The organism is Kribbella sp. NPDC055071 (genome assembly GCF_053608045.1).
In genome coordinates, this window is the sequence record NZ_JBSGUS010000010.1 from 1 (window position 1) to 18,438 (window position 18,438).

Below are 18,438 nucleotides of genomic sequence, written 5' to 3' on the forward strand. Positions count from 1 at the left end.
CAGAAGATCATCCGAAGCCCATGCACGGGGATAAAACAATTTCGGCATTGACTTTCGGCACGCTGTTGAGTTCTCAAGAATCGGACGCACACCGCATCCGTGACCTTTCGGCCAGGATCCCGGGGCAACCTGCAGTACTGTACAGGATCAGTGAGACCGGGTCAAGACCCGATTTTTCTGACCTTCCACCCGCATCCAAGCCACCGCCCCGGATCAGACAATCCGGTTCGACTCAGCTAGCCTTGGGGGGTTCGGAGCGACCGGCCGCTTTCGCGTCCCGCGCCTCGCTCCAACAAGAAGAACATTACGTGGCTTCCAGGTAGCCGGTCAAATCGGTTCCCGGTGGGCTGAATCACACGGCTGTAATTTGCCCCGGGCAACCCTTCTGTGGGAGTGGAGCCGACGCACCCGCCGGCCCCGCACCACAACCGTCAGCCCTGCGCCGGAGCCGCCAGAACCCCTGCAAATGAACGCTTCCCGCGCCGCAACACCAGAACTCCCCCAGGCAGCAGGTCATCCGTGCCGGGCACGTACTCGGGGTCCTTCACCTTCTCGTTGTTGAGGTACCCACCGCCCTCGGCCACCGTGCGCCGAGCGGCCGACTTGCTCGCGACCAACCCAGACTTCACCAGGAGGTCGCCGTACGACGGCATCGGTTCGCCAGCGCCCAGCTCGACATGAGGCGCTTCGCGTAGTGCGGCAACCAGAGTGGAGCCGTCCAGTGATGCGAGCTCCCCCTGGCCGAAGAGCGCCTTCGAAGCCTCCTGCACTCGCGCGGTCTCGTCGGCACCGTGCACCAGCGTTGTCACGTCCTCCGCAAGCACACGCTGGGCCTCCCGTGCCTGTGGACGCTCAGCGGTCGCCTGCTCGAGCGCGGCGATCTCCTCCGCCGTGCGGAACGTGTAGAACCGCACCAGCTGCATCACGTCCCGGTCGTCGCTGTTGAACCAGAACTGGTAGAACGCGTACGGCGAAGTCAGCTCCCGATCCAGCCACACCGATCCGGACTCCGTCTTACCGAACTTGGTCCCGTCAGCCTTGGTCACCAGCGGCGTGGCCAGTGCGTGCGCCTTGCCCGAGTCGGCCCGACGAATCAGCTCGACACCTGCGGTCAGGTTGCCCCACTGGTCGCTGCCACCGGTCTGCAGTGTGCAGTCGTACCGCCGGTAGAGCTCCAGGTAGTCCAGCGACTGCAGCAGCACGTAGCTGAACTCGGTGTAGCTGATCCCCTGCTCCAACCGGGCCTTCACGACCTCACGTCCGAGCATCCGGTTCACCGGGAAGTGTTTGCCGATGTCTCGCAGGAAGTCGAGGGTGTTGAGGTCCTTGGTCCAGTCGTAATTGTTGACCATGCGGGCCGGGTTAGGCAGGGACTGGTCGAAGTCGATGAACCTCTCGACCTGGCCGCGGACCTTCTCGACCCACTGCTGCACGAGGTCCTTCGGGTTCAGCACCCGCTCGGAACTCTCCTTCGGGTCACCGATCAGGCCAGTGGCTCCACCGACCAGACCGATCGGGTTGTGGCCGGCCACTTGCAGCCGTCGCAGCGTCAGCAGCTGCAGCAGGTTGCCCATGTGCAGGCTGGGTGCGGTGGGGTCGAAGCCGACATAGGACGTGATCGGCCCAGCCGCCATAGAAGCCCGCAGGGCATCCGGGTCGGTGGAGTGGGCGATCAGGCCACGGCTCTCCAGGTCGTCCAGCACCTGGGTGCGGCTTGCGGTCCCGCTGTCGGTCACTTGTCTCTCCTCCGCGTACGTCGGTCAGCTACAAGTGTCCTGTATTCACACCCAACAGCCTCACGTGGGCTCGGGGCGGGTCAGGACCGCCCGGAGCTGCGGCCGCAGCGCATGGCCATCGGGACCCTGGACCGTGGCGGCCGTCGGACGCTGCGGGTCATGGGCACCCGGGTCCTGGTTGGGGACCGGGAGACCGTGTGACAACACCTGCTCGGCCGGAGTGAGCTGGCGGATACCGATAGCGCGGACGTGATCCGGGTGGGTCTGCGCGAAATCGCCGTACAACTGTGGGTCGTGCTGACCGTCGTCACCGACCAGCACCCAGCGGACGTTCGGGAACTCGCGTGCGAGCCGGCGCAAGGCGGTCCGCTTGTGCTCCTGGCCACTGCGGAACCAGCCGGTGTTGGTCGGTCCCCAGTCCGTCATCAGGAGCGGGCCGGCTGGGTACCCGTGCCGGGCCAGGAAGCGGGTCAGGGTTGGAGCCGTGTTCCACGCGCCGGTCGACAGGTAGAAGATCGGTGCACCCGGGTGGTCGGCCAGGAGCTCGTCGTACAGCTCGGCCATCCCTGGTACGACGCGACGCGCCTGCTCGTCGCGGACGAACGTGTTCCAGGCCGCGATCAGTGGACGCGGCAGCATCGTCAGGATGACGGTGTCGTCGATGTCGCTGACCAGTCCGAAGGTGGCGTCCGGGTCGGGGACGTAGATGCGCGCCCTGGCCTGCCGCTCGCCGTGCACGCCCAGGCTGATCTCGTGCCAGCCCGGTGGCAGCACCACCGGCACGGTGAGGTCGATGAACCCGCCTCGATCGGTCACCGCGTTGAACGTCTGCCCGTTGACGGTCACCGTCACCAGCACCTTGGTCGCCGGCGCTGTCACGAAGACACGCCAGCCCCGCACGACGTGGTCCTCGTCGTACCGCGGCTGGTTGCGCGGATCCCGGCCCAGTACGACGCGCGCCAGCACGCGCACGAACTCCGTGGTGCCGTAGCCCACCTGCGGGATGATCCGCTCCTGCCAGCCACGCCGCCGGAGGATCGCCGCAACCCCGATGTTGAACCAGTCCTCGAGACGGGACGCGTAGTGCGGACGGGCCATACCGGAAACCTACCCGGAGCGAGGTCCCCTACGCCTGCTCCCCCGCTGCGTCGGAAACACCTTTACCCAGTCCTGGCGCAACTGTCGGTAGCTGCTCATAGGGTCGCCACATGACAGCCCTCGGCATGTGCTTCCCGCGTACCTTCCCCGCTGCCCTCGTCACCGACGTGGCCCGTCGGCTCGACCGGGGTGGTGCGGACGAACTGTGGATCATCGAAGACTGCTTCTTCACGGCCGGTCCGTCGCTGGTTGCGGCCGCTCTGACCTCTACCGAGCGGCTGAAGGTCGGCCTCGGCATCGTGCCCGCGGTGGCGCGGACGGCGGCGGTGACCGCGATGGAGTTCGCCACTCTGGACGCGCTCGGCCCGGGGCGGTTCATCCCCGGCATCGGGCACGGTGTGCAGGAGTGGATGGGGCAGATGGGCGTCAAGCCGAAGTCACCCCTGACCACGCTCGACGAGGTCACCACGACCGTCACCCGGCTGCTCGCCGGCGAGAGCGTGAGCTTCGAGGGCAAGGCGGTCTACCTCAAGGACGTGAAGCTGGACGCGCCGCCGGCGCAGCCGCCGAAGATCCTCCTCGGCGTGATGGGGCCGAAGTCGATGGCCTTGGCCGGTCGGGTCGCGGGTGGCGTCGTACTCGCGGAGCCCGCCACACCGCCCTACGTGCGTCAGTCGGTCGAGCTCGCCGGATCACCCGAGGGGTTCGACGTCGCGGTGTTCGCGGCGATGTGCGTACGCCCGGACCGGAAGACTGCGTACGAGTGGACTGCGCCGTGGCTGGGATGGCGGATCGACGCCAACCACCCAGGGGTGACCGCACTGCCGTTCTTCGACGACATGAAGAAGCTGTTCGAGGAGTCCGGTGCTGAAGGCCTCGTCGGCATGCCGGTCGACTGGTGGACGCAGATCGGTGCGATCGGGACGCTCGACGACGCCGCTGTGCACCTCGATGCGCTGGAGGCAGCCGGGGTTCACCACATCGGCCTGTTCCCGGACCCGGAGGTCGAGCACGGTCTGCCCCAGCTGGACTACGTGTTGGAGCTGGCTAAGCGCGGCGCTTAGGGACGTGGGGTCGGTACGGCGAGACAGTCGGATCACCGGGGATCCAGAAGCGCCAGGGCCAGTCCGCCGCCTCACGAAGACCAACTCGCGGTCCAGTGAGCGGCGTGCCGTCGAAGCCTGGACCCGGGAGCAGCTGGATCGGTGAGCCTTTGGCCAGAAGGTCGATGCCGTTGCCGTCCCGTCCGATGCCAAGGGCAACACACATGCGTGCCGGCCCACGCGCCAGATCGCGGTCCCCAGTGCCTCGGCGGACGCGTGCCAACTCGATCCCCTCGATGACCTCGCCGGCGCGGAGCAGTACGGCCGACGGGCGGTTCGCCGGACCGACGACGACGTTCATGCAGTAGTGCATGCCGTAGGTGAAGTACACGTACAGGAAGCCGGCCGGTCCGAACATCACCGCGTTGCGCGGGGTCTGGCCGCGGTACGAGTGCGAGCCGGGATCGTTCGGACCGTCGTACGCCTCGACCTCGGTGATCCGCGCGGCCACGGTGCCCTCGTCGGTGGTGCTGCGCACGACCATGCCGAGAAGCGTCGGAGCCACGTCCAGGACGGGACCATCGAGCTGCGAACGGCGTACGGGCATGCGCAGCACCCTAAGCGACCGGGGTCAGGCGAAGTGCGCCGCCCGGGACCGCAGTTCGGCCAGCTGCTCGGTCACGCGATCGACCGCCGTACCACCCCGGGTGTTGCGCGACGCCAGCGAACCCTCGACGGTCAGCACCGAGCGGACCTCCGGCGTGAGGTACGGCGAAATTGCCGCCAGGTCGGCGTCCGTGAGATCCCACAGCTCGATCCCGCGCTTCTCACACTCCTGGACGCACGCCCCGGCCAGCTCGTGCGCCACCCGGAACGGGACCTTCTGCCGAACCAGCCACTCCGCGATGTCCGTCGCCAGCGAGAACCCCTGCGGCGCCAGCTCCTCCAACCGCTCGGTGTTGAAGCGCAGCGTCGCGACCATCCCGGTGAACGCGGGCAGCAGCACCTCGAGCGTGTCGATCGAGTCGAAGACCGGCTCCTTGTCCTCCTGCAGATCCCGGTTGTACGCCAGCGGCTGCGCCTTCAGCGTCGCGAGCAGGCCGCTCAGGTTGCCGATCAGGCGACCCGACTTCCCCCGGGCGAGCTCGGCGATATCCGGGTTCTTCTTCTGCGGCATGATGCTCGAACCGGTCGAGTACGCGTCGTCGAGCTCGACGAAACCGAACTCCTTCGTCGCCCAGATGATGACCTCCTCGGCCTGCCGGGACAGGTCGACGCCGATCTGCGCGGTGACGAAGGCGAACTCGGCGACGAAGTCCCGGGACGCGGTCCCGTCGATCGAATTGGCCGACGAGTTGGTGTACCCGAGCTCGGTGGCAACGAACTGCGGGTCCAGGCCCAGCGAGCTACCGGCCAGCGCACCCGATCCGTACGGCGAGTCCACGGCCACGCGAGCGTCCCAGTCGGACAGCCGGTCGAGGTCGCGGACGAGCGGCCAGGCATGTGCGAGCAGGTGATGCGAGAGCAGGACGGGCTGCGCATGCTGCAGGTGCGTCCGCCCTGGCATCGCGACACCGAGGTGCTTCTCGGCCTGGTCCGCGAGGGTGTTCACCTGCTCCAGCAGCAGCCGACTGATGATCCGGCCGTGCTCACGCAGGTAGCTCTTGAACAGCGTCGCGACCTGGTCGTTCCGCGAGCGCCCGGCCCGAAGCCGCCCGCCCAGCTCAGGGCCGAGCAGTTCGAGCAGCCCGTGCTCCAGCGCGGTGTGCACGTCCTCGTCCTGGGGTGCCGGCAGGAAACGTCCGGCCAGGACGTCGTCCAGGAGCTGATCCAGCCCGGCGAGCATCTTGGTCAGATCCTCGTCCGTCAGCAGCCCGGCGCGGTGCAGCACCTTCGCGTGCGCCTTCGACCCGGCGATGTCGTACGGCGCCAACCGCCAGTCGAAGTCGGTCGACTTGCTCAGCGCCGCCAGCGCATCGGCCGGCCCGCCCTTGAACCGGCTACCCCACAGGGAGGCGCTTTCTTCCGTGCTCATTTCTCAGGTCCTCTATTTGGGTTCGGAGCGGGCGGCCAGCGACAGGAAGCGCGCGGCCAGGGCCTCGCCACCGGTGGGATTGCGGGACACGACCATGACGGTGTCGTCGCCGGCGATGGTGCCGAGTACGTCGTCCAGTCCCACGTGGTCGATCGCCGACGCGAAGTACTGGGCCGCACCCGGCGGGGTTCGCAGGATCACCAGATTGGCACTGCCCTCGGCGCTCACCAGCAGCTCGGAGGCGACCCGGCCGAGCCGCGCCTCGAACGCGGCAGCCTCACCGGCCCGCGGTGTGCGGTCGCCGCCTTCCCCGGGCACGGCGTACACCAGCTGGCCGGTCGAATCACGGACCTTCACCGCACCGATCTCGACCAGATCGCGCGACAGCGTGGCCTGTCCGACCACGAGGCCGGAGGCAGCCAGGAGATCGGCGAGCTCGGTCTGCGACCGCACCGGCTGCCGCCCGAGCAGGTCGACGATCCGCTGCTGCCGCGCGGTCTTCGTCGTCGGTACGGCGATGCTCATGCCTGGAAACTCCGTGCCAACAGCCACGACAGGAGCGCCTTCTGTGCGTGCAACCGGTTCTCGGCCTCGTCCCAGACGACGGACTGCGGGCCGTCGATCACGGCCGCCTCGATCTCCTTGCCGCGATACGCGGGCAGGCAGTGCAGCACGATCGCGTCGGAGTTTGCCTTGGTCAACAGTTGCTCGGTCACCGCATACGGGACGAACGGCGCCTCCCGCAACGCGGACTCGGCCTCCTGCCCCATCGACACCCAGGTGTCGGTGGCAACGACATCCGCACCGTCCACCGCCTCCAGCGGATCGGCCGTCCACTGCACCGAACCACCCGTCGACGCTGCGATCTCCACAGCGCGAGCCAGGACGGCAGGATCCGGCTGGTAATCCGACGGCGACGCCACCACCACATGCATCCCGGCCGTGACACCACCGAGCAAGTACGAGTGCGCCATGTTGTTGGCGCCATCGCCCAGGTAGACCAGCTTCAGCCCGGCGGTCGACCCCTTGTGCTGTCGCACGGTGAGCAGGTCGGCGAGGATCTGGCACGGGTGGAATTCGTCGGTCAAGGCGTTCACGACCGGAACCCGCGAGGCTCCCGCCATCTCGTCGATCCGGGTCTGCCCGGCCGTCCGCCACACGATCGCCGCGACCTGCCGGTCCAGCACGCGGGCGGTGTCGGCGATCGGCTCGCCCCGGCCGAGCTGCGAGGTCTGCGCGTCGATGATCAGCGGCGACCCACCCAGCTCGGCGATCCCGACCGCGAACGAGATCCGCGTCCGGGTCGAGGACTTGTCGAAGATCACCGCGACCGTCTTCGGCCCGGCCAGCGGCTTGTGCCCGTACCGGTCGTCGGTCAACTGCTGCGCAAGCGTCAGGACCTCGTCCTGCTCGACCGGACTCAGGTCGTCGTCACGCAGAAAGTGTCTGACGCTCATCGAGCCTCCACCTGGTCCAGCAGCCCGGGAAGGGCCGCGACGAAGCTGTCGGCATCAGCCTTGCTCAGGATGTACGGCGGCGCCAGCCGCAACGCGTCCGGAATCGGATTGTTGATCACGAACCCCGCCTCCAACGCCAGCGCCGTCACCTGATCCGACACCGGCTTCGTCAGCTCGATCCCCAGCAGCAGCCCGCGGCCGCGCACTCCGGCGATCAGTGGATGGTCGAGCGCGATCACCGAGGACGCGAGGTGGTTGCCGACGGCATTCACCTGGGCGAGCAGCCCGTCCCGCTCGATCACGGTCAGCACCGCGAGACCCGCGATCGCCGCGACCGGGTTGCCGCCGAACGTCGTACCGTGGTTCCCCGGCTGCAGCAGCTCCGCGGCGGCGCCGAGTCCGATGCACGCGCCGATCGGAATCCCCGCGCCGAGCCCCTTGGCCACCGTCACCACGTCCGGAGTGATCCCGTCGGTCTCAAACGCGAACCACGTGCCGGTCCGCCCGATCCCGGTCTGGATCTCGTCGATCCACAGCAGCGCGCCGTGCTCCGACGTGATGCTCCGGGCCGACCGCAGATATCCCGGTGGCGGTACGACCACGCCGTTCTCGCCCTGGATCGGCTCGAGGATGACGGCCGCCGTCTGGTCGTCGACGGCTGCGGCCAGCGCCTCGGCATCGCCGTACGGGACGAACTCCACGTCGCCCGGCAGCGGCTCGAACAGCTCCCGGTACGCCGGCTTCCAGGTCACCGCGAGCGCGCCCATCGACCGCCCGTGAAAGGCACCGACGGTGGAGACGATCTTGGTCCGGCCGGTCCGCCGGGTGATCTTGAAGGCGGCCTCGTTCGCCTCGGTGCCGGAGTTCGTGAAGAACACCTTGCCGGGGGCATCGAAAAGGCCGAGCAGCTTCTCGGCCAGTGCGATCTGTGGTGCGGAGGCGAAGAAGTTCGAAACGTGGCCGAGCGTGGCGAGTTGCGAGGTGACCGCAGACACCACGAACGGGTGCGCGTGCCCGAGACAGTTCACCGCGAGCCCGCCGAGCAGGTCGAGGTACTTGTTGCCGTCGGCATCCCAGAGGTAAGCACCCTCACCGCGGACCAGCACTCGCTTGGGTGCACCGAAGGTGTTCATCAGCGCACCGGTGTAGCGCTCGGTCAGCGCCGCCTGCGTGCCATCGACTGTGAGCAGTTCAGTCATGCGGGATCACCTGGGTTCCACTTCCGGCGTCGGTGAAGATTTCCAGCAACAGCGAGTGCGGTACGCGTCCGTCGATCACGGTCGCGCGGGAGACACCCGACTGGACCGCCCGCAGGCAGGCCTCCATCTTCGGCACCATGCCGGCGGCAAGCGACGGCAGCAGCTCGGCCAGCTCGGCCGTGTCGATCTGGGTGATGATCTCGTCGCTGTCCGGCCAGTTCCGGTACAAGCCAGCCACGTCGGTCAGAACGATCAGCTTCTCGGCCCCCAGCGCGACCGCGAGCGCGGCGGCCGCAGTGTCCGCGTTGACGTTGTGCGCCTGCCCGTCCTCGTCCGGCGCGATCGTCGACACCACCGGGATCCGGCCGGCGTCGATCAGGTCGACCACGGCCTCAGGGCGTACGTCGACCACGTCGCCGACCAGCCCGATGTCGACGGCCTCGCCGTCCACCAGCGCCGTACGACGTTCCGCGGTGAAGAGACCGGCGTCCTCACCGGACATACCGACCGCGAACGGCCCGTGGGAGTTGAGCAGACCGACCAGCTCCCGACCGACCTTGCCGACCAGGACCATGCCGACGACATCCATCGCCTCCGGCGTCGTGACCCGCAGCCCGCCGCGGAACTCGCTGTCGATCCCGAGCCGCCCGAGCATCTCGCTGATCTGCGGTCCACCACCGTGCACGACCACGACCCGGACCCCGGCGTAGCGGAGGAAGACGATGTCCTCGGCGAAAGCACGCTTGAGCTTCTCGTCGATCATCGCGTTGCCGCCGTACTTGATCACGACCGTCTTGCCGTGGAACTGCTTCAGCCACGGCAACGCCTCGGTCAGGACCGCGGCCTTCTCGACCGCGGCCGCATGCGTCGTCGTCACGAGGAGTACGCCGAGTTCTCTTCGACGTACGCGTGGGACAGGTCGGTGGTGAGCACCGTTGCCGACCCGGACCCGGCGTGCAGGTCGATCAGTACGTCGATCTCGAGGCCGCTCAGATCCGCCTCCGAGCGGTCGACACCCTTGCCGCCGGCAACACAGATCGGCGCCCCGTTCAACGTGATGTCGAGCAACGACGGGTCGAACGCCGTGGGTGCGTTGCCGACCGCCATCGCGATCCGGCCCCAGTTCGGGTCGGAGGCGAAGAACGCGGTCTTGCACAGGTTGTCCTCGGCAACGAGCTTCGCCGCGGCCAGCGCCTCGGCCTCCGTGGCGGCGCCCTGCACAGTGATGCTGACGTGCTTGGTCACACCCTCTGCGTCCGCCTGCAACTGCTTCACCAGGTCAGCAGCCAAGGCGGTCAGCGCGGCCTCGAAGGCCTCGGCTGCGACCGTCACTCCGGATGCTCCGGACGACAGCAGGAGCACCGTGTCATTGGTCGACGTACCCCCGTCGACGTCGAGCCGGTTGAAGGTCTTGCCGACCGCGTTCCGGAGCGCGTGGTCGAGGTGCGGCTGGTCCAGGACCGCGTCGGTCGTGATGACGCTGAGCATCGTCGCCATGTTCGGCGCACACATCCCGGCGCCCTTGGCGAACCCGCCGATGCTCCAGCCGTCCGGATGCCTCAACACAGCCTGCTTCGGCACGTTGTCGGTCGTCATGACCGCGGTGGCCGCGGCCAGGCCGTGCTCGGGCGAACCGCCGAGTGCATCCACCGCAGCATCGATGCCGGGGATGAGCGCGGACATCGGAAGGCGTTCGCCGATGAGGCCGGTCGAACAGACGCCGATCTCGGCCGCTCCGACGCCGAGGACCTCGGCCAACTTCTCGGCCGTCTGGTGTGTGTCCTGAAAACCCTCCGGGCCGGTGCAGGCGTTCGCGCCGCCGGAGTTCAGCACGACGGCCTTCAACACGCCCGCGGACAGGACCTGCTGGGACCACAGCACCGGCGCGGCCTTCACCTTGTTGGTGGTGAAGACACCCGCGGCGACGTCCGAAGGACCGTCGTTCACGACAACGGTCAGGTCTGGTGTGCCGGCTGGTTTGATCCCCGCGATCACCCCGGCCGCGCGGAAGCCGGCCGGCGCGGTGACCCCGGCGCTCCGATCGACCCAGGATTCCAGCGAGCCATCTGGGGTCACAGCGAGGGTCCCCACATCAGTCACGGTGCCACTCCTACGAGGGGAAGGGCCAGGGTCTCGTCCAGACCGAGGGCCAGGTTCATGCACTGCACGGCGCCGCCGGCGGTGCCCTTGGTGAGGTTGTCCATCGCGGCCACGACGACGGCGCGGCCGGTCCGCTGGTCGAGGGCGACCTGCAATTGCACAGTGTTCGCGCCGAGGGTCGACTGCGTCTGCGGCCACTGCCCCTCGGGCAGCACGTGCACGAACGGTTCGTTGCGGTAGGCATCTTCATAGGCCTGCCGCAGCGTCGCGAGGTCGGTGCCGTCGGCAACCGGTGCACTGCAGGTCGCGAGGATGCCACGGGCCATCGGCACCAGCACCGGTGTGAACGAGACGCTGACCGGCTGATCGACGTACGGCGCGAGGTTCTGCTCGATCTCCGGTGTGTGCCGATGGACGCCGCCGACGCCGTACGCCGACGCCGAGCCCATCACCTCGGATCCGAGCAGGTGTGCCTTGGGCGCCCTGCCTGCGCCCGACGTACCGCTGACCGCGACCACCACCAGTTGGCCGGGATCAACGAGACCTTGCTGTACGGCGGGCAGGAGGGCGAGCGTGGAGACGGTCGGATAACACCCCGGTACGGCGACCCGGTGCGAACCGCGGAGCTTGTCCCGCTGCCCCGGAAGCTCCGGCAGTCCGTACGGCCAGGAGCCGGCGTACATTCCGCCGTAGAACTCGACCCATGCCTCGGCCTCGACCAGCCGGAAGTCCGCGCCGCAGTCGATCACGGTGACGTCCTCGCCGAGCTTCTCGGCGATTCCGGCGGACTGTCCATGCGGCAGAGCCAGGAACACCACCTCGTGACCGGCGAGATTCTCCGCCGTGGTCTCGAGCAGGGTCCGGCCGGCCAGCGGCACGAGGTGCGGATGATGCGCGCCGAGCTGGGTACCGGCGTTCCCGCCGGCGGTCAGCGCACCGATCTCGACCCCGGGGTGGCTACTCAGGAGCCGAAGCAGCTCGCCCCCCGCATACCCACTGGCACCAGCGACCGCCACCGTCACACTCATATGAATGAGTATGTCACAACCCGAATGAATATCCAAGATCCGCGATCGAGTAGAACCACTCAGGCGCCCCGCCGCGCGCGGCGGCAGGCTGAGCGACGTGGACAACCAAGGCATCGAGGATCGGCGGCGGGCGGGCAGCTATCTGGTGTTCGTCGGCTGGCTGGCCGCGCTGATCGCGGCCTTTGGCGTGATCGTCCTGCTGACACCCGGGCGGACGCCGCTCAACTGCCAGAGCACGGGGTTCGGCAGCTGCTGGAGCGACCGGGATCGGCTCGTGCTCCTGGGCTGGATCCTCGGAATTCCCGGCGCCGGGATCGAGTTCGTGGTCGGACTGCTGGTGACGGCTGCCTACAACCGTGCGGGCTGGGCATCGTTCTGGACCGGCACCGCGGCGTTCTTCGCGTCGCTTCCGCTCGCAGCCGTCGCGATGGTCGTCATGGTCGTGGTCTTGTACCGGTGATGTGGGTCACGTCATGTCACGAGCGACCGTACGGCAGGTGCCATCGCGGCGAGGTCTCGAGTCGTAAGCTATCTGCAACTCAGTCGCAGCTGGAGGTGTAGTGAAGTATCTGGTGGTGGAACCGGAAGAAGCTCTGGATCCGGTCGTGCGGGCGGACCTGCTGGACACCTGGGTCGCGGCGACCGATGCCGGCGGTGCGGTCGGGTTCACGCCACCGGCGCCGGTCGAGCTCGTGGCCGAGACGCTGGACGAGGCGCTCGGCCGAGTCGCGGCCGGCGTCGACCTGCTCGGCGTGCTGCACACCGGCGAGCGGTACGCCGGGATGGGCATGCTGGTGAGTCGCGGCAGCGCGCTGCAAGCGCACTGGCGCACGGTGCTCCGGGTGATGGTCCACCCGCAGCACCAGGGCAACGGCGCAGGCCGGATGCTGATGGAGGGTCTGCGCGGCTCGGCGGTCGATCTCGGGCTGGAGCAACTGCAACTCACGATCCGCGACGGCCTCGGCCTGGAGAGCTTCTACGAGCCTCTCGGCTATCAGGTCGTCGGCCGCCAGCCCCGCGCGATCCGCGTCGCCCCGGATGACTATCGCGACGAGTTCATGCTGGTGATGGAGCTCAACGGCGCGTCCGGGACAGCGCCGCGAGGGTCGCACCGAGAGCGGTGAGAAGGGCGCCGAGGACGAGGAGGATTCCGGGTGGGCCGCCGGTGGCGGGGAGTTCGGCGCGGTTGACCGCGCGGAGGTCTTCCTCGGGTTGGGCGCCGACGATGACCTTGACCGGCGCGGTCACAGCCTGGCCGGTCGCGTCCGTGCGTTCGTAGACAACCTTCGCGGAGCCGGTGAAGCCAGCCGCTGGGGTGAGGGTGATGGTCCCGTCCCCGGCGACCGACCAGTTGCCGGAGGCATTGGTCATCCGCTTCGTGCAGGTCGCCGCTCCGGTCCGGAGGCAGACCGTGCCGGCACCGTTGTCGTTGAGGAGTGGGTTGACCGCGACCGCGTTGCCCGGTGTGCCGGTCGCGGTGTCCGGCGCGGCCTTGGCCACCAAAGGACCGGCGACGGTCACGTCCAGGAGCGCGGTGTTCGAGGTTCCGTTGGCATCCGTGACGCGGTAGGCGACGGACCGCGTCGTACCGATGAAGTCCTTGGCCGGCGTGAAGGTGATCGCAGCACCGGCGCCGACCGCGAAGGTCCCCTCGTCCGGAACGGTGACCGTCTTCTTGTCCTTGCCATCGGCCGGATCCCGCAGTACGACGGAAGCCGGCACGAGCGGCGCGGATGCGTCACCGGGTTTGTCGTTGCCGAGCACCTGAACGACAACCGCCGTACCGAAGGCCGTCTCGGCGCTGTCGTCGACGGTGATCGGACGGATCGGCAGCACGGCCACGGTGATCGTCGCGCGGGCCGAGTTGTGGTTGCTGTCCTTGACCTCGTACGCCGCCGGCCGGGCGGTGCCCGTGAACGCCGCCACCGGGGTGAACGTGACCTTGCCATTGGCAACGACATACTCGCCCTGGCCGTCCATCGTGACCTGATCGACCAGAGCTCCGTCCGGACCGACCAGCAGCACGGATGCCGGATCGAGAGTCGCGCCCGGGCCGGACTTGTCGTTGACGAGCGGGTCGATCGTCACCGGCAGATGCTGCTTCGTCCGGGCCGAGTCCGGGGCGGCGATCGGTCGAGCCTGCACGGTGAGAGTCAGAGTGGCGGACCCGACCGTTCCGTTGCTGTCGGCAACCTGATAGCCGACGGGAGTCGTGGTGCCGGCGAAGCCGTCGATCGGGACGAACTGGATCCCGCCGGCCGGCTGGACTGTGTACGTACCCTCGCCCGCGACCGTCAGCGACGGGACCGGATCCCCGGTCGCCGGATCCTCGATGCGCACCGAGGCGGGCACCAGCGAGGCCGACGGATCACCAGGCTTGTCGTTCGCCAGGACCGCGACCGTCGCCGCGGTCTCGAACGGCGTCGTGGCCGTGTCGTCCGCGATCGTCGGTGTGACCGCCGTTGCCGTCACGGTGATCGTCGAGGTCGCCGTGTTCCCGCTCGTGTCGGTGACCCGATACGCGATCGAGGCGACCCCACGGAAGGCCGGCTCGGGATCGAAGGTGATCTTCCCCGTCGTCGCGTTCGCCACGAACACGCCCTGCCCGGTGATCGCCGCCTTCCGTCCCCATCCGGCCGTCTCGCCGTACACCTGCACGGAGGTCTTCACCAGCTCCGCACCCGTCCCGGGCTTGTCGTTCAGCAGCGGGTCAACGACCGCGGTCACGTTCTGCTCGGTGGCAACGACATCAGCGGTTGCCTCAGGCCCCTGACCGACCGTCAGGAACAGCAGTCCCTCTGCCGTCGTCCCGTTGTCGTCGGTGATCCGGTACGTCGCCGGTGTCGTCACCCCCTGATACTTCGGGACCGGTGTGAAGGTGATCGACCCATCCGCACCGGCGACGTAGGTCCCTTCACCTGCCCGCGTGAAGGTCTTCCCATAACCTCCGGCCGGATCCTTCAGCACCAGGCTCGCGGGGACCAGCGGCGCCGAAGGATCACCCGGCTTGTCGTTCGCCAGCACGTTCACCGTGATCGGATGCCCGAACGGCGTGATCGCCGAATCGTCCACCGTGACCGGACTGACCGGCGTCACGGTCAGGCTCAGCGTGGAGGCGGCGTAGTTCCCGTCCGAATCCGCGACCCGGTAGTTGATCGCGAGGCCCTTGCCCCGGAACGTCGGCACCGGATCGAAGACCACTGCGCCGGTCGGCTGCACCGAGTACGTGCCCTGGTTCGCGACCGTCACCTTCTTGACGTAGCCGGTAGTCCGTGCTGCCGGATCGAGCAGCCCGACCGAGGTCCGATCGAGCTTGGCGTCGGTCCCCGGGCTGTCGTTGGACAGCACGTTCACCGACACGCTCACGCCTTGGAGCGTCGAGGCGGTATCGGCGACCGCGACCGGCGGCTGCCCGACCGTGATCGACAGCCGCGCGGTAGCGAGGGTCCCGTTCGCGTCACCGATCTGGTACGTCAACGGCGTCCCTGGTCCGCGGAACGTCGCGCCCGGATCGAAGGTGACCACTCCCCCGGCGGCTGTGTAGACACCCTCGTTCGCGATGCGGACCGTTGCCTTCAGCAACCCGTCGCTCGGATCGGTGAGCAACAGGCTGGCGGGCAGCAGCGGCGCACTCGGATCACCCGGCTTGTCGTTCGCCAGCACCTTGACCACGACGGTCTTGTTGTACGCCGTCCTCGCCGTATCGTCGACCGCCACCGGCGTGACCGGCGTGATCGTGACCGTGAGACTCGACCGCGCGTCCTGATCGAACCAGTCGGTGACCCGATAGCTCAGCGTGGTCGCCGTACCGGTGAAGCCCGGCAGCGGATCGACGGTGACGGTGCCGTCCGGGTTGACCTGATAGTTGCCCTGCCCCGGGATCTTGACCAGCTTCTTCAGCGAACCGTCCGCCGGGTCGAGGATCGCCAGGCTGAGCGGGTCGAGCCCGGTGCCCGCACCCGCAGTGTCGTTGGCCAGCGGATCGATCGTCAGTGGGACGTTCTGCTTGCCCACCGCGGTGTCCGGCTTCGCGGTCGGCACGGTCGGCTTCGCGATCGTGACCGTCAGCGTCGCTGTGGCGAGAGTGCCGTTCACGTCCGAGACCTGGTAGGCGATCGGCGACGCGACCCCGGTGAACGTCGGCATCGGATCGACCGCGACCTTCCCGTCCGCAGTCACCGTGTACGTCGCTTCGCCGTCGATGACGACTGTGGTCTTCGGCAGCTTGGTCCGCGGGTCCAGCAACCGCACGCTGCTCGGCACCAGCGGCACCGCCGGATCGCCGGACTCGTCATTGGCCAGCACCACCACAGTGGCCGTCGTGTCGTACGCCGTACTCGCGGTGTCGTCGGACGCATCCGGCTGGACCTTCGTCACCTGCACACTCAGCGTCGACTTCCCGATCGCACCGTTGCTATCAGCAACCTGATAACCGACCGGGGTCGCGGCCCCGCTGAAGGTCGGCACCGGCTCGAACAGGATCTTGCCGTCCGGCTTCGCCGTGTACGTGCCCTGCCCCTTGACCACCAGCGTCGTCCCCAGCTCGGCGGCCGCGGGCAAGAACAGCCGCACGGTGTCTGGCTGTAGTGCTGCACCGGTCGGCCCGGGCTTGTCGTTGTCGAGGACGGCGATGACGACCGATCCGCCTTGCAGTGTCGTGATCGTGTCCTGGTTCGCGACCGGCGGACCGGGTGCGTCGACCGACACCGTGAGCTGCGCGCGAGCCGGCGTCCCGTTCTTGTCGAGCACTTGATAGGTCAGCGTCGTACCGACGCCGTGGAACCCGTGCACGGGTTGGAAGGTGACTTTGCCGCCGGACACCAAATAGGTGCCTTGTCGCGCGATCGTGAGCGTCTCGACCAGCTTCTGACTGCCGGGGTCAACCAGCCGCAGGCTCGTTGGATCGAGCGGAGCATCCGGTGCTCCCGGCAGGTCGTTGTCCAGCACCGGCACGGCGATGTTCGTATCGAAGGCGGTTGAGACCGAGTCGCCGTTGGCCGTCGGCTTGACCGGGGTGACTGTCACGACCAGCGTGGATTCAGCGGTCTGGCCGGTGCTGTCGGAGACGCGGTAGCCGATCGTGGTACCGACGCCGGTGAACTGCGGGACCGGGACGAAGTCCACACCGCCGTCGGGCTTCACGGCGTACTGCCCCTCGCCTGCGATCACCACCTTCTTCTTGAAGGTCGCATCGGCGGGGTCGCGAAGCACGACCGAGGTGGGGACGAGCTTCACCCCGGTCGCCGCGCGGTCGTTGGCCAAGGGCTTCACGGCGACGCTGACGTTCTGCGGGGTGGTCGAAGTGTCGGGCGTCGCAACCGGCTTGGCCGGGAGTGCGACCGTGAGGGTCAGCTTCGCGGTCGCGGTGATCCCGTTGCTGTCGGCAACCCGGTAGGTGACCGGCTTGCCGGCTCCGACGAAGCCCGGGACCGGCTCGACCCGGATCTTGCCGGCCTTGGCGACGTACTTGGCCTGGCCGACAACATTCACCATCACGACGCAGTCGTTGCCGTCGACCAGGCACAACGTGCTCGGCTTGAGCGGTGAATCCGGATCGCCCGACTTGTCGTTGCCAAGGACATCGATCGTGGCGGTGGTGTCGAACGCGGTCGTCGCGGTGTCGTCCTGGAGGATCGGCGGTGGCGGCGGTGTGATCACCACCGGGTAGTCCTCGACCTCCCCGGCGTCGGCCGGACCGACCGGCTTCTCCACCTGGGTATCGACGTACCCGACCCGGACTCGCGCGTACGTCGGTCCCGCCTTCGGACTGAGGTCCGTCCAGTTCAGGGTGACCGCACTCTGACCGGCGGCGAAGCCGGCGCAAGAACGCTCGATCGGGTCGAAGGTGCCGTCGTGGTCGAGGTCGATCCAGGCACACGCCCGACCGCCCTTGGAGGCCCCGGTCAGCTTCAGCTCGGCGGTGTAGGACGTCGTGTCGGTGCGGAGCGGTGTGAAAGTGACGCCGTCGTCGGCCTGATCAGGCGCGGTCGGACCCGTGGTGCCGTTGGCAACGGTCGAGTTGTCCTCGGTCGCGTCCTTGCCGAGCCGTACGTCGCTGAGCACCGACCAGGCAGCGCCATACGACGCGGGCGCGTCACCGAAGTCCTCGCCCGCCGACGCGACGATCGAGAACGCATCGGCGGACGACGAGGTGTTGAAGGCCGGAAGCTTCTGATGTTTGGTGAAGAACGCAGCGACGGCGAACGTGACGCGAGTGACGACGCCGTTCACGCGGACCGAACCGCAGGCCGCAGTCGCGGCGGCGTCGAGGCCGATACCGGTCTTGGTGTTGACGCAGGTCGGGCCGGCGTCGTCGTCGGCCGCGGTGACGGTGTCGCTGCTGACGGCGAGATTGTTGCCCGGTCCAACCTTGGTGAGGCTGAGGCCGGGCGTCGTCAGCTTGAGGATCGAGTGCAACTCGGACTGCGCGGTCGGCTTGCCGCTGGCGGTCTGGGTGACGGCGCCGCCAAGGCCCGCGAGGTGGAGGACAGGATTCCGAACCGGTTGGCTGAACGCGATCGTCACCGTCCCGCGCTCGCCACAGCTGCCGGTCGATGCGCAGGTGCCGGTGTTCACGACCAGATCCTGCGCCGGCGTCGTCGTCGCGATCGCCGGCAGGTAGGTGGTCGGCCCGGTCCCGTGGAACCCGGCCGTCGTCGCGTCGCCCAGCTCGGTCTGCCCGTTGACCGTGATCGTCTGCTGCAGCCCGGTCCCGGGCATGACGGCAGTGGCCGAATCCCCT

The 18,438-nt window shown here is 68.3% G+C and carries 14 protein-coding genes; 3 read left to right on the forward strand and 11 right to left on the reverse strand.

Features of this window, described 5'->3' with window-relative positions; all coding sequences use genetic code 11:
- Positions 1-431 precede the first annotated feature (431 nt).
- Together tyrS and ACWF4Z_RS17830 are read right to left on the reverse strand one after the other, a co-directional pair.
- On the reverse strand, positions 432-1,736 hold the full coding sequence (gene tyrS, locus ACWF4Z_RS17825) for a tyrosine--tRNA ligase (protein WP_452244155.1): 1,305 nt from the start codon (positions 1,734-1,736) through the stop codon (positions 432-434).
- Positions 1,737-1,796: 60 nt separating this feature from the next.
- On the reverse strand, positions 1,797-2,834 hold the full coding sequence (locus ACWF4Z_RS17830; RefSeq protein WP_452244156.1) for an App1 family protein: 1,038 nt from the start codon (positions 2,832-2,834) through the stop codon (positions 1,797-1,799).
- A 110-nt stretch (positions 2,835-2,944) separates the two neighbouring features.
- Here ACWF4Z_RS17830 and ACWF4Z_RS17835 point away from each other — a divergent pair, with 110 nt between their 5' ends.
- Positions 2,945-3,898 carry an LLM class flavin-dependent oxidoreductase gene (locus ACWF4Z_RS17835; protein WP_452244157.1) on the forward strand — a complete coding sequence of 318 codons (954 nt, stop codon included), beginning with the start codon at positions 2,945-2,947 and terminating at the stop codon, positions 3,896-3,898.
- On the opposite strand, the gene ACWF4Z_RS17840 is transcribed toward ACWF4Z_RS17835, so the two are convergent.
- The 8 genes from ACWF4Z_RS17840 to argC are packed head-to-tail and all read right to left on the reverse strand — an operon-like array spanning position 3,882 to position 11,696.
- Entirely contained in the window at positions 3,882-4,484 is a 603-nt protein-coding gene (locus tag ACWF4Z_RS17840; protein ID WP_452244158.1) for a DNA-3-methyladenine glycosylase, read from the reverse strand. The genes ACWF4Z_RS17835 and ACWF4Z_RS17840 overlap by 17 nt on opposite strands.
- Before the next feature lie 24 nt (positions 4,485-4,508).
- Positions 4,509-5,912: an argininosuccinate lyase gene (argH, locus tag ACWF4Z_RS17845; protein ID WP_452244159.1), complete on the reverse strand. Its 1,404-nt coding sequence runs from the start codon at positions 5,910-5,912 to the stop codon at positions 4,509-4,511.
- Positions 5,913-5,924: 12 nt separating this feature from the next.
- The gene (locus ACWF4Z_RS17850) at positions 5,925-6,437 is read right to left on the reverse strand and encodes an arginine repressor (protein WP_452244160.1); all 513 of its coding nucleotides are present in this window, start codon (positions 6,435-6,437) and stop codon (positions 5,925-5,927) included.
- A complete protein-coding gene (gene argF, locus ACWF4Z_RS17855; RefSeq protein ID WP_452244161.1) occupies positions 6,434-7,369 on the reverse strand; it encodes an ornithine carbamoyltransferase in 936 nt (311 codons plus the stop codon). The genes ACWF4Z_RS17850 and argF overlap by 4 nt, the downstream gene beginning before the upstream one ends.
- A complete protein-coding gene (locus ACWF4Z_RS17860; protein ID WP_452244162.1) occupies positions 7,366-8,568 on the reverse strand; it encodes an acetylornithine transaminase in 1,203 nt (400 codons plus the stop codon). The genes argF and ACWF4Z_RS17860 overlap by 4 nt, the downstream gene beginning before the upstream one ends.
- The gene (gene argB / locus ACWF4Z_RS17865; protein ID WP_452244163.1) at positions 8,561-9,445 is read right to left on the reverse strand and encodes an acetylglutamate kinase; all 885 of its coding nucleotides are present in this window, start codon (positions 9,443-9,445) and stop codon (positions 8,561-8,563) included. The genes ACWF4Z_RS17860 and argB overlap by 8 nt, the downstream gene beginning before the upstream one ends.
- Positions 9,442-10,668: a bifunctional glutamate N-acetyltransferase/amino-acid acetyltransferase ArgJ gene (gene argJ, locus ACWF4Z_RS17870; RefSeq protein ID WP_452244164.1), complete on the reverse strand. Its 1,227-nt coding sequence runs from the start codon at positions 10,666-10,668 to the stop codon at positions 9,442-9,444. The genes argB and argJ overlap by 4 nt, the downstream gene beginning before the upstream one ends.
- Positions 10,665-11,696: an N-acetyl-gamma-glutamyl-phosphate reductase gene (gene argC / locus ACWF4Z_RS17875; RefSeq protein WP_452244165.1), complete on the reverse strand. Its 1,032-nt coding sequence runs from the start codon at positions 11,694-11,696 to the stop codon at positions 10,665-10,667. Before argC ends, argJ begins: the two co-directional genes overlap by 4 nt.
- Before the next feature lie 97 nt (positions 11,697-11,793).
- On the opposite strand from argC, the gene ACWF4Z_RS17880 reads away from it, so the two are divergent.
- Both ACWF4Z_RS17880 and ACWF4Z_RS17885 read left to right on the forward strand, forming a co-directional pair.
- Positions 11,794-12,156, forward strand: coding sequence for a hypothetical protein (locus ACWF4Z_RS17880; RefSeq protein ID WP_452244166.1), 363 nt, complete (start codon positions 11,794-11,796; stop codon positions 12,154-12,156).
- 100 nt (positions 12,157-12,256) lie between these two features.
- Positions 12,257-12,820, forward strand: a complete 564-nt coding sequence (locus ACWF4Z_RS17885; RefSeq protein WP_452244167.1) for an N-acetyltransferase family protein — start codon at positions 12,257-12,259, stop codon at positions 12,818-12,820.
- Here the strand turns inward: ACWF4Z_RS17885 and ACWF4Z_RS17890 are convergent.
- Positions 12,771-18,416 (reverse strand): Ig-like domain-containing protein, encoded by a 5,646-nt coding sequence (locus ACWF4Z_RS17890; protein WP_452244168.1) that lies wholly within the window; start codon positions 18,414-18,416, stop codon positions 12,771-12,773. The two genes, ACWF4Z_RS17885 and ACWF4Z_RS17890, sit on opposite strands and share 50 nt — an antisense overlap.
- Positions 18,417-18,438: the final 22 nt, after the last annotated feature.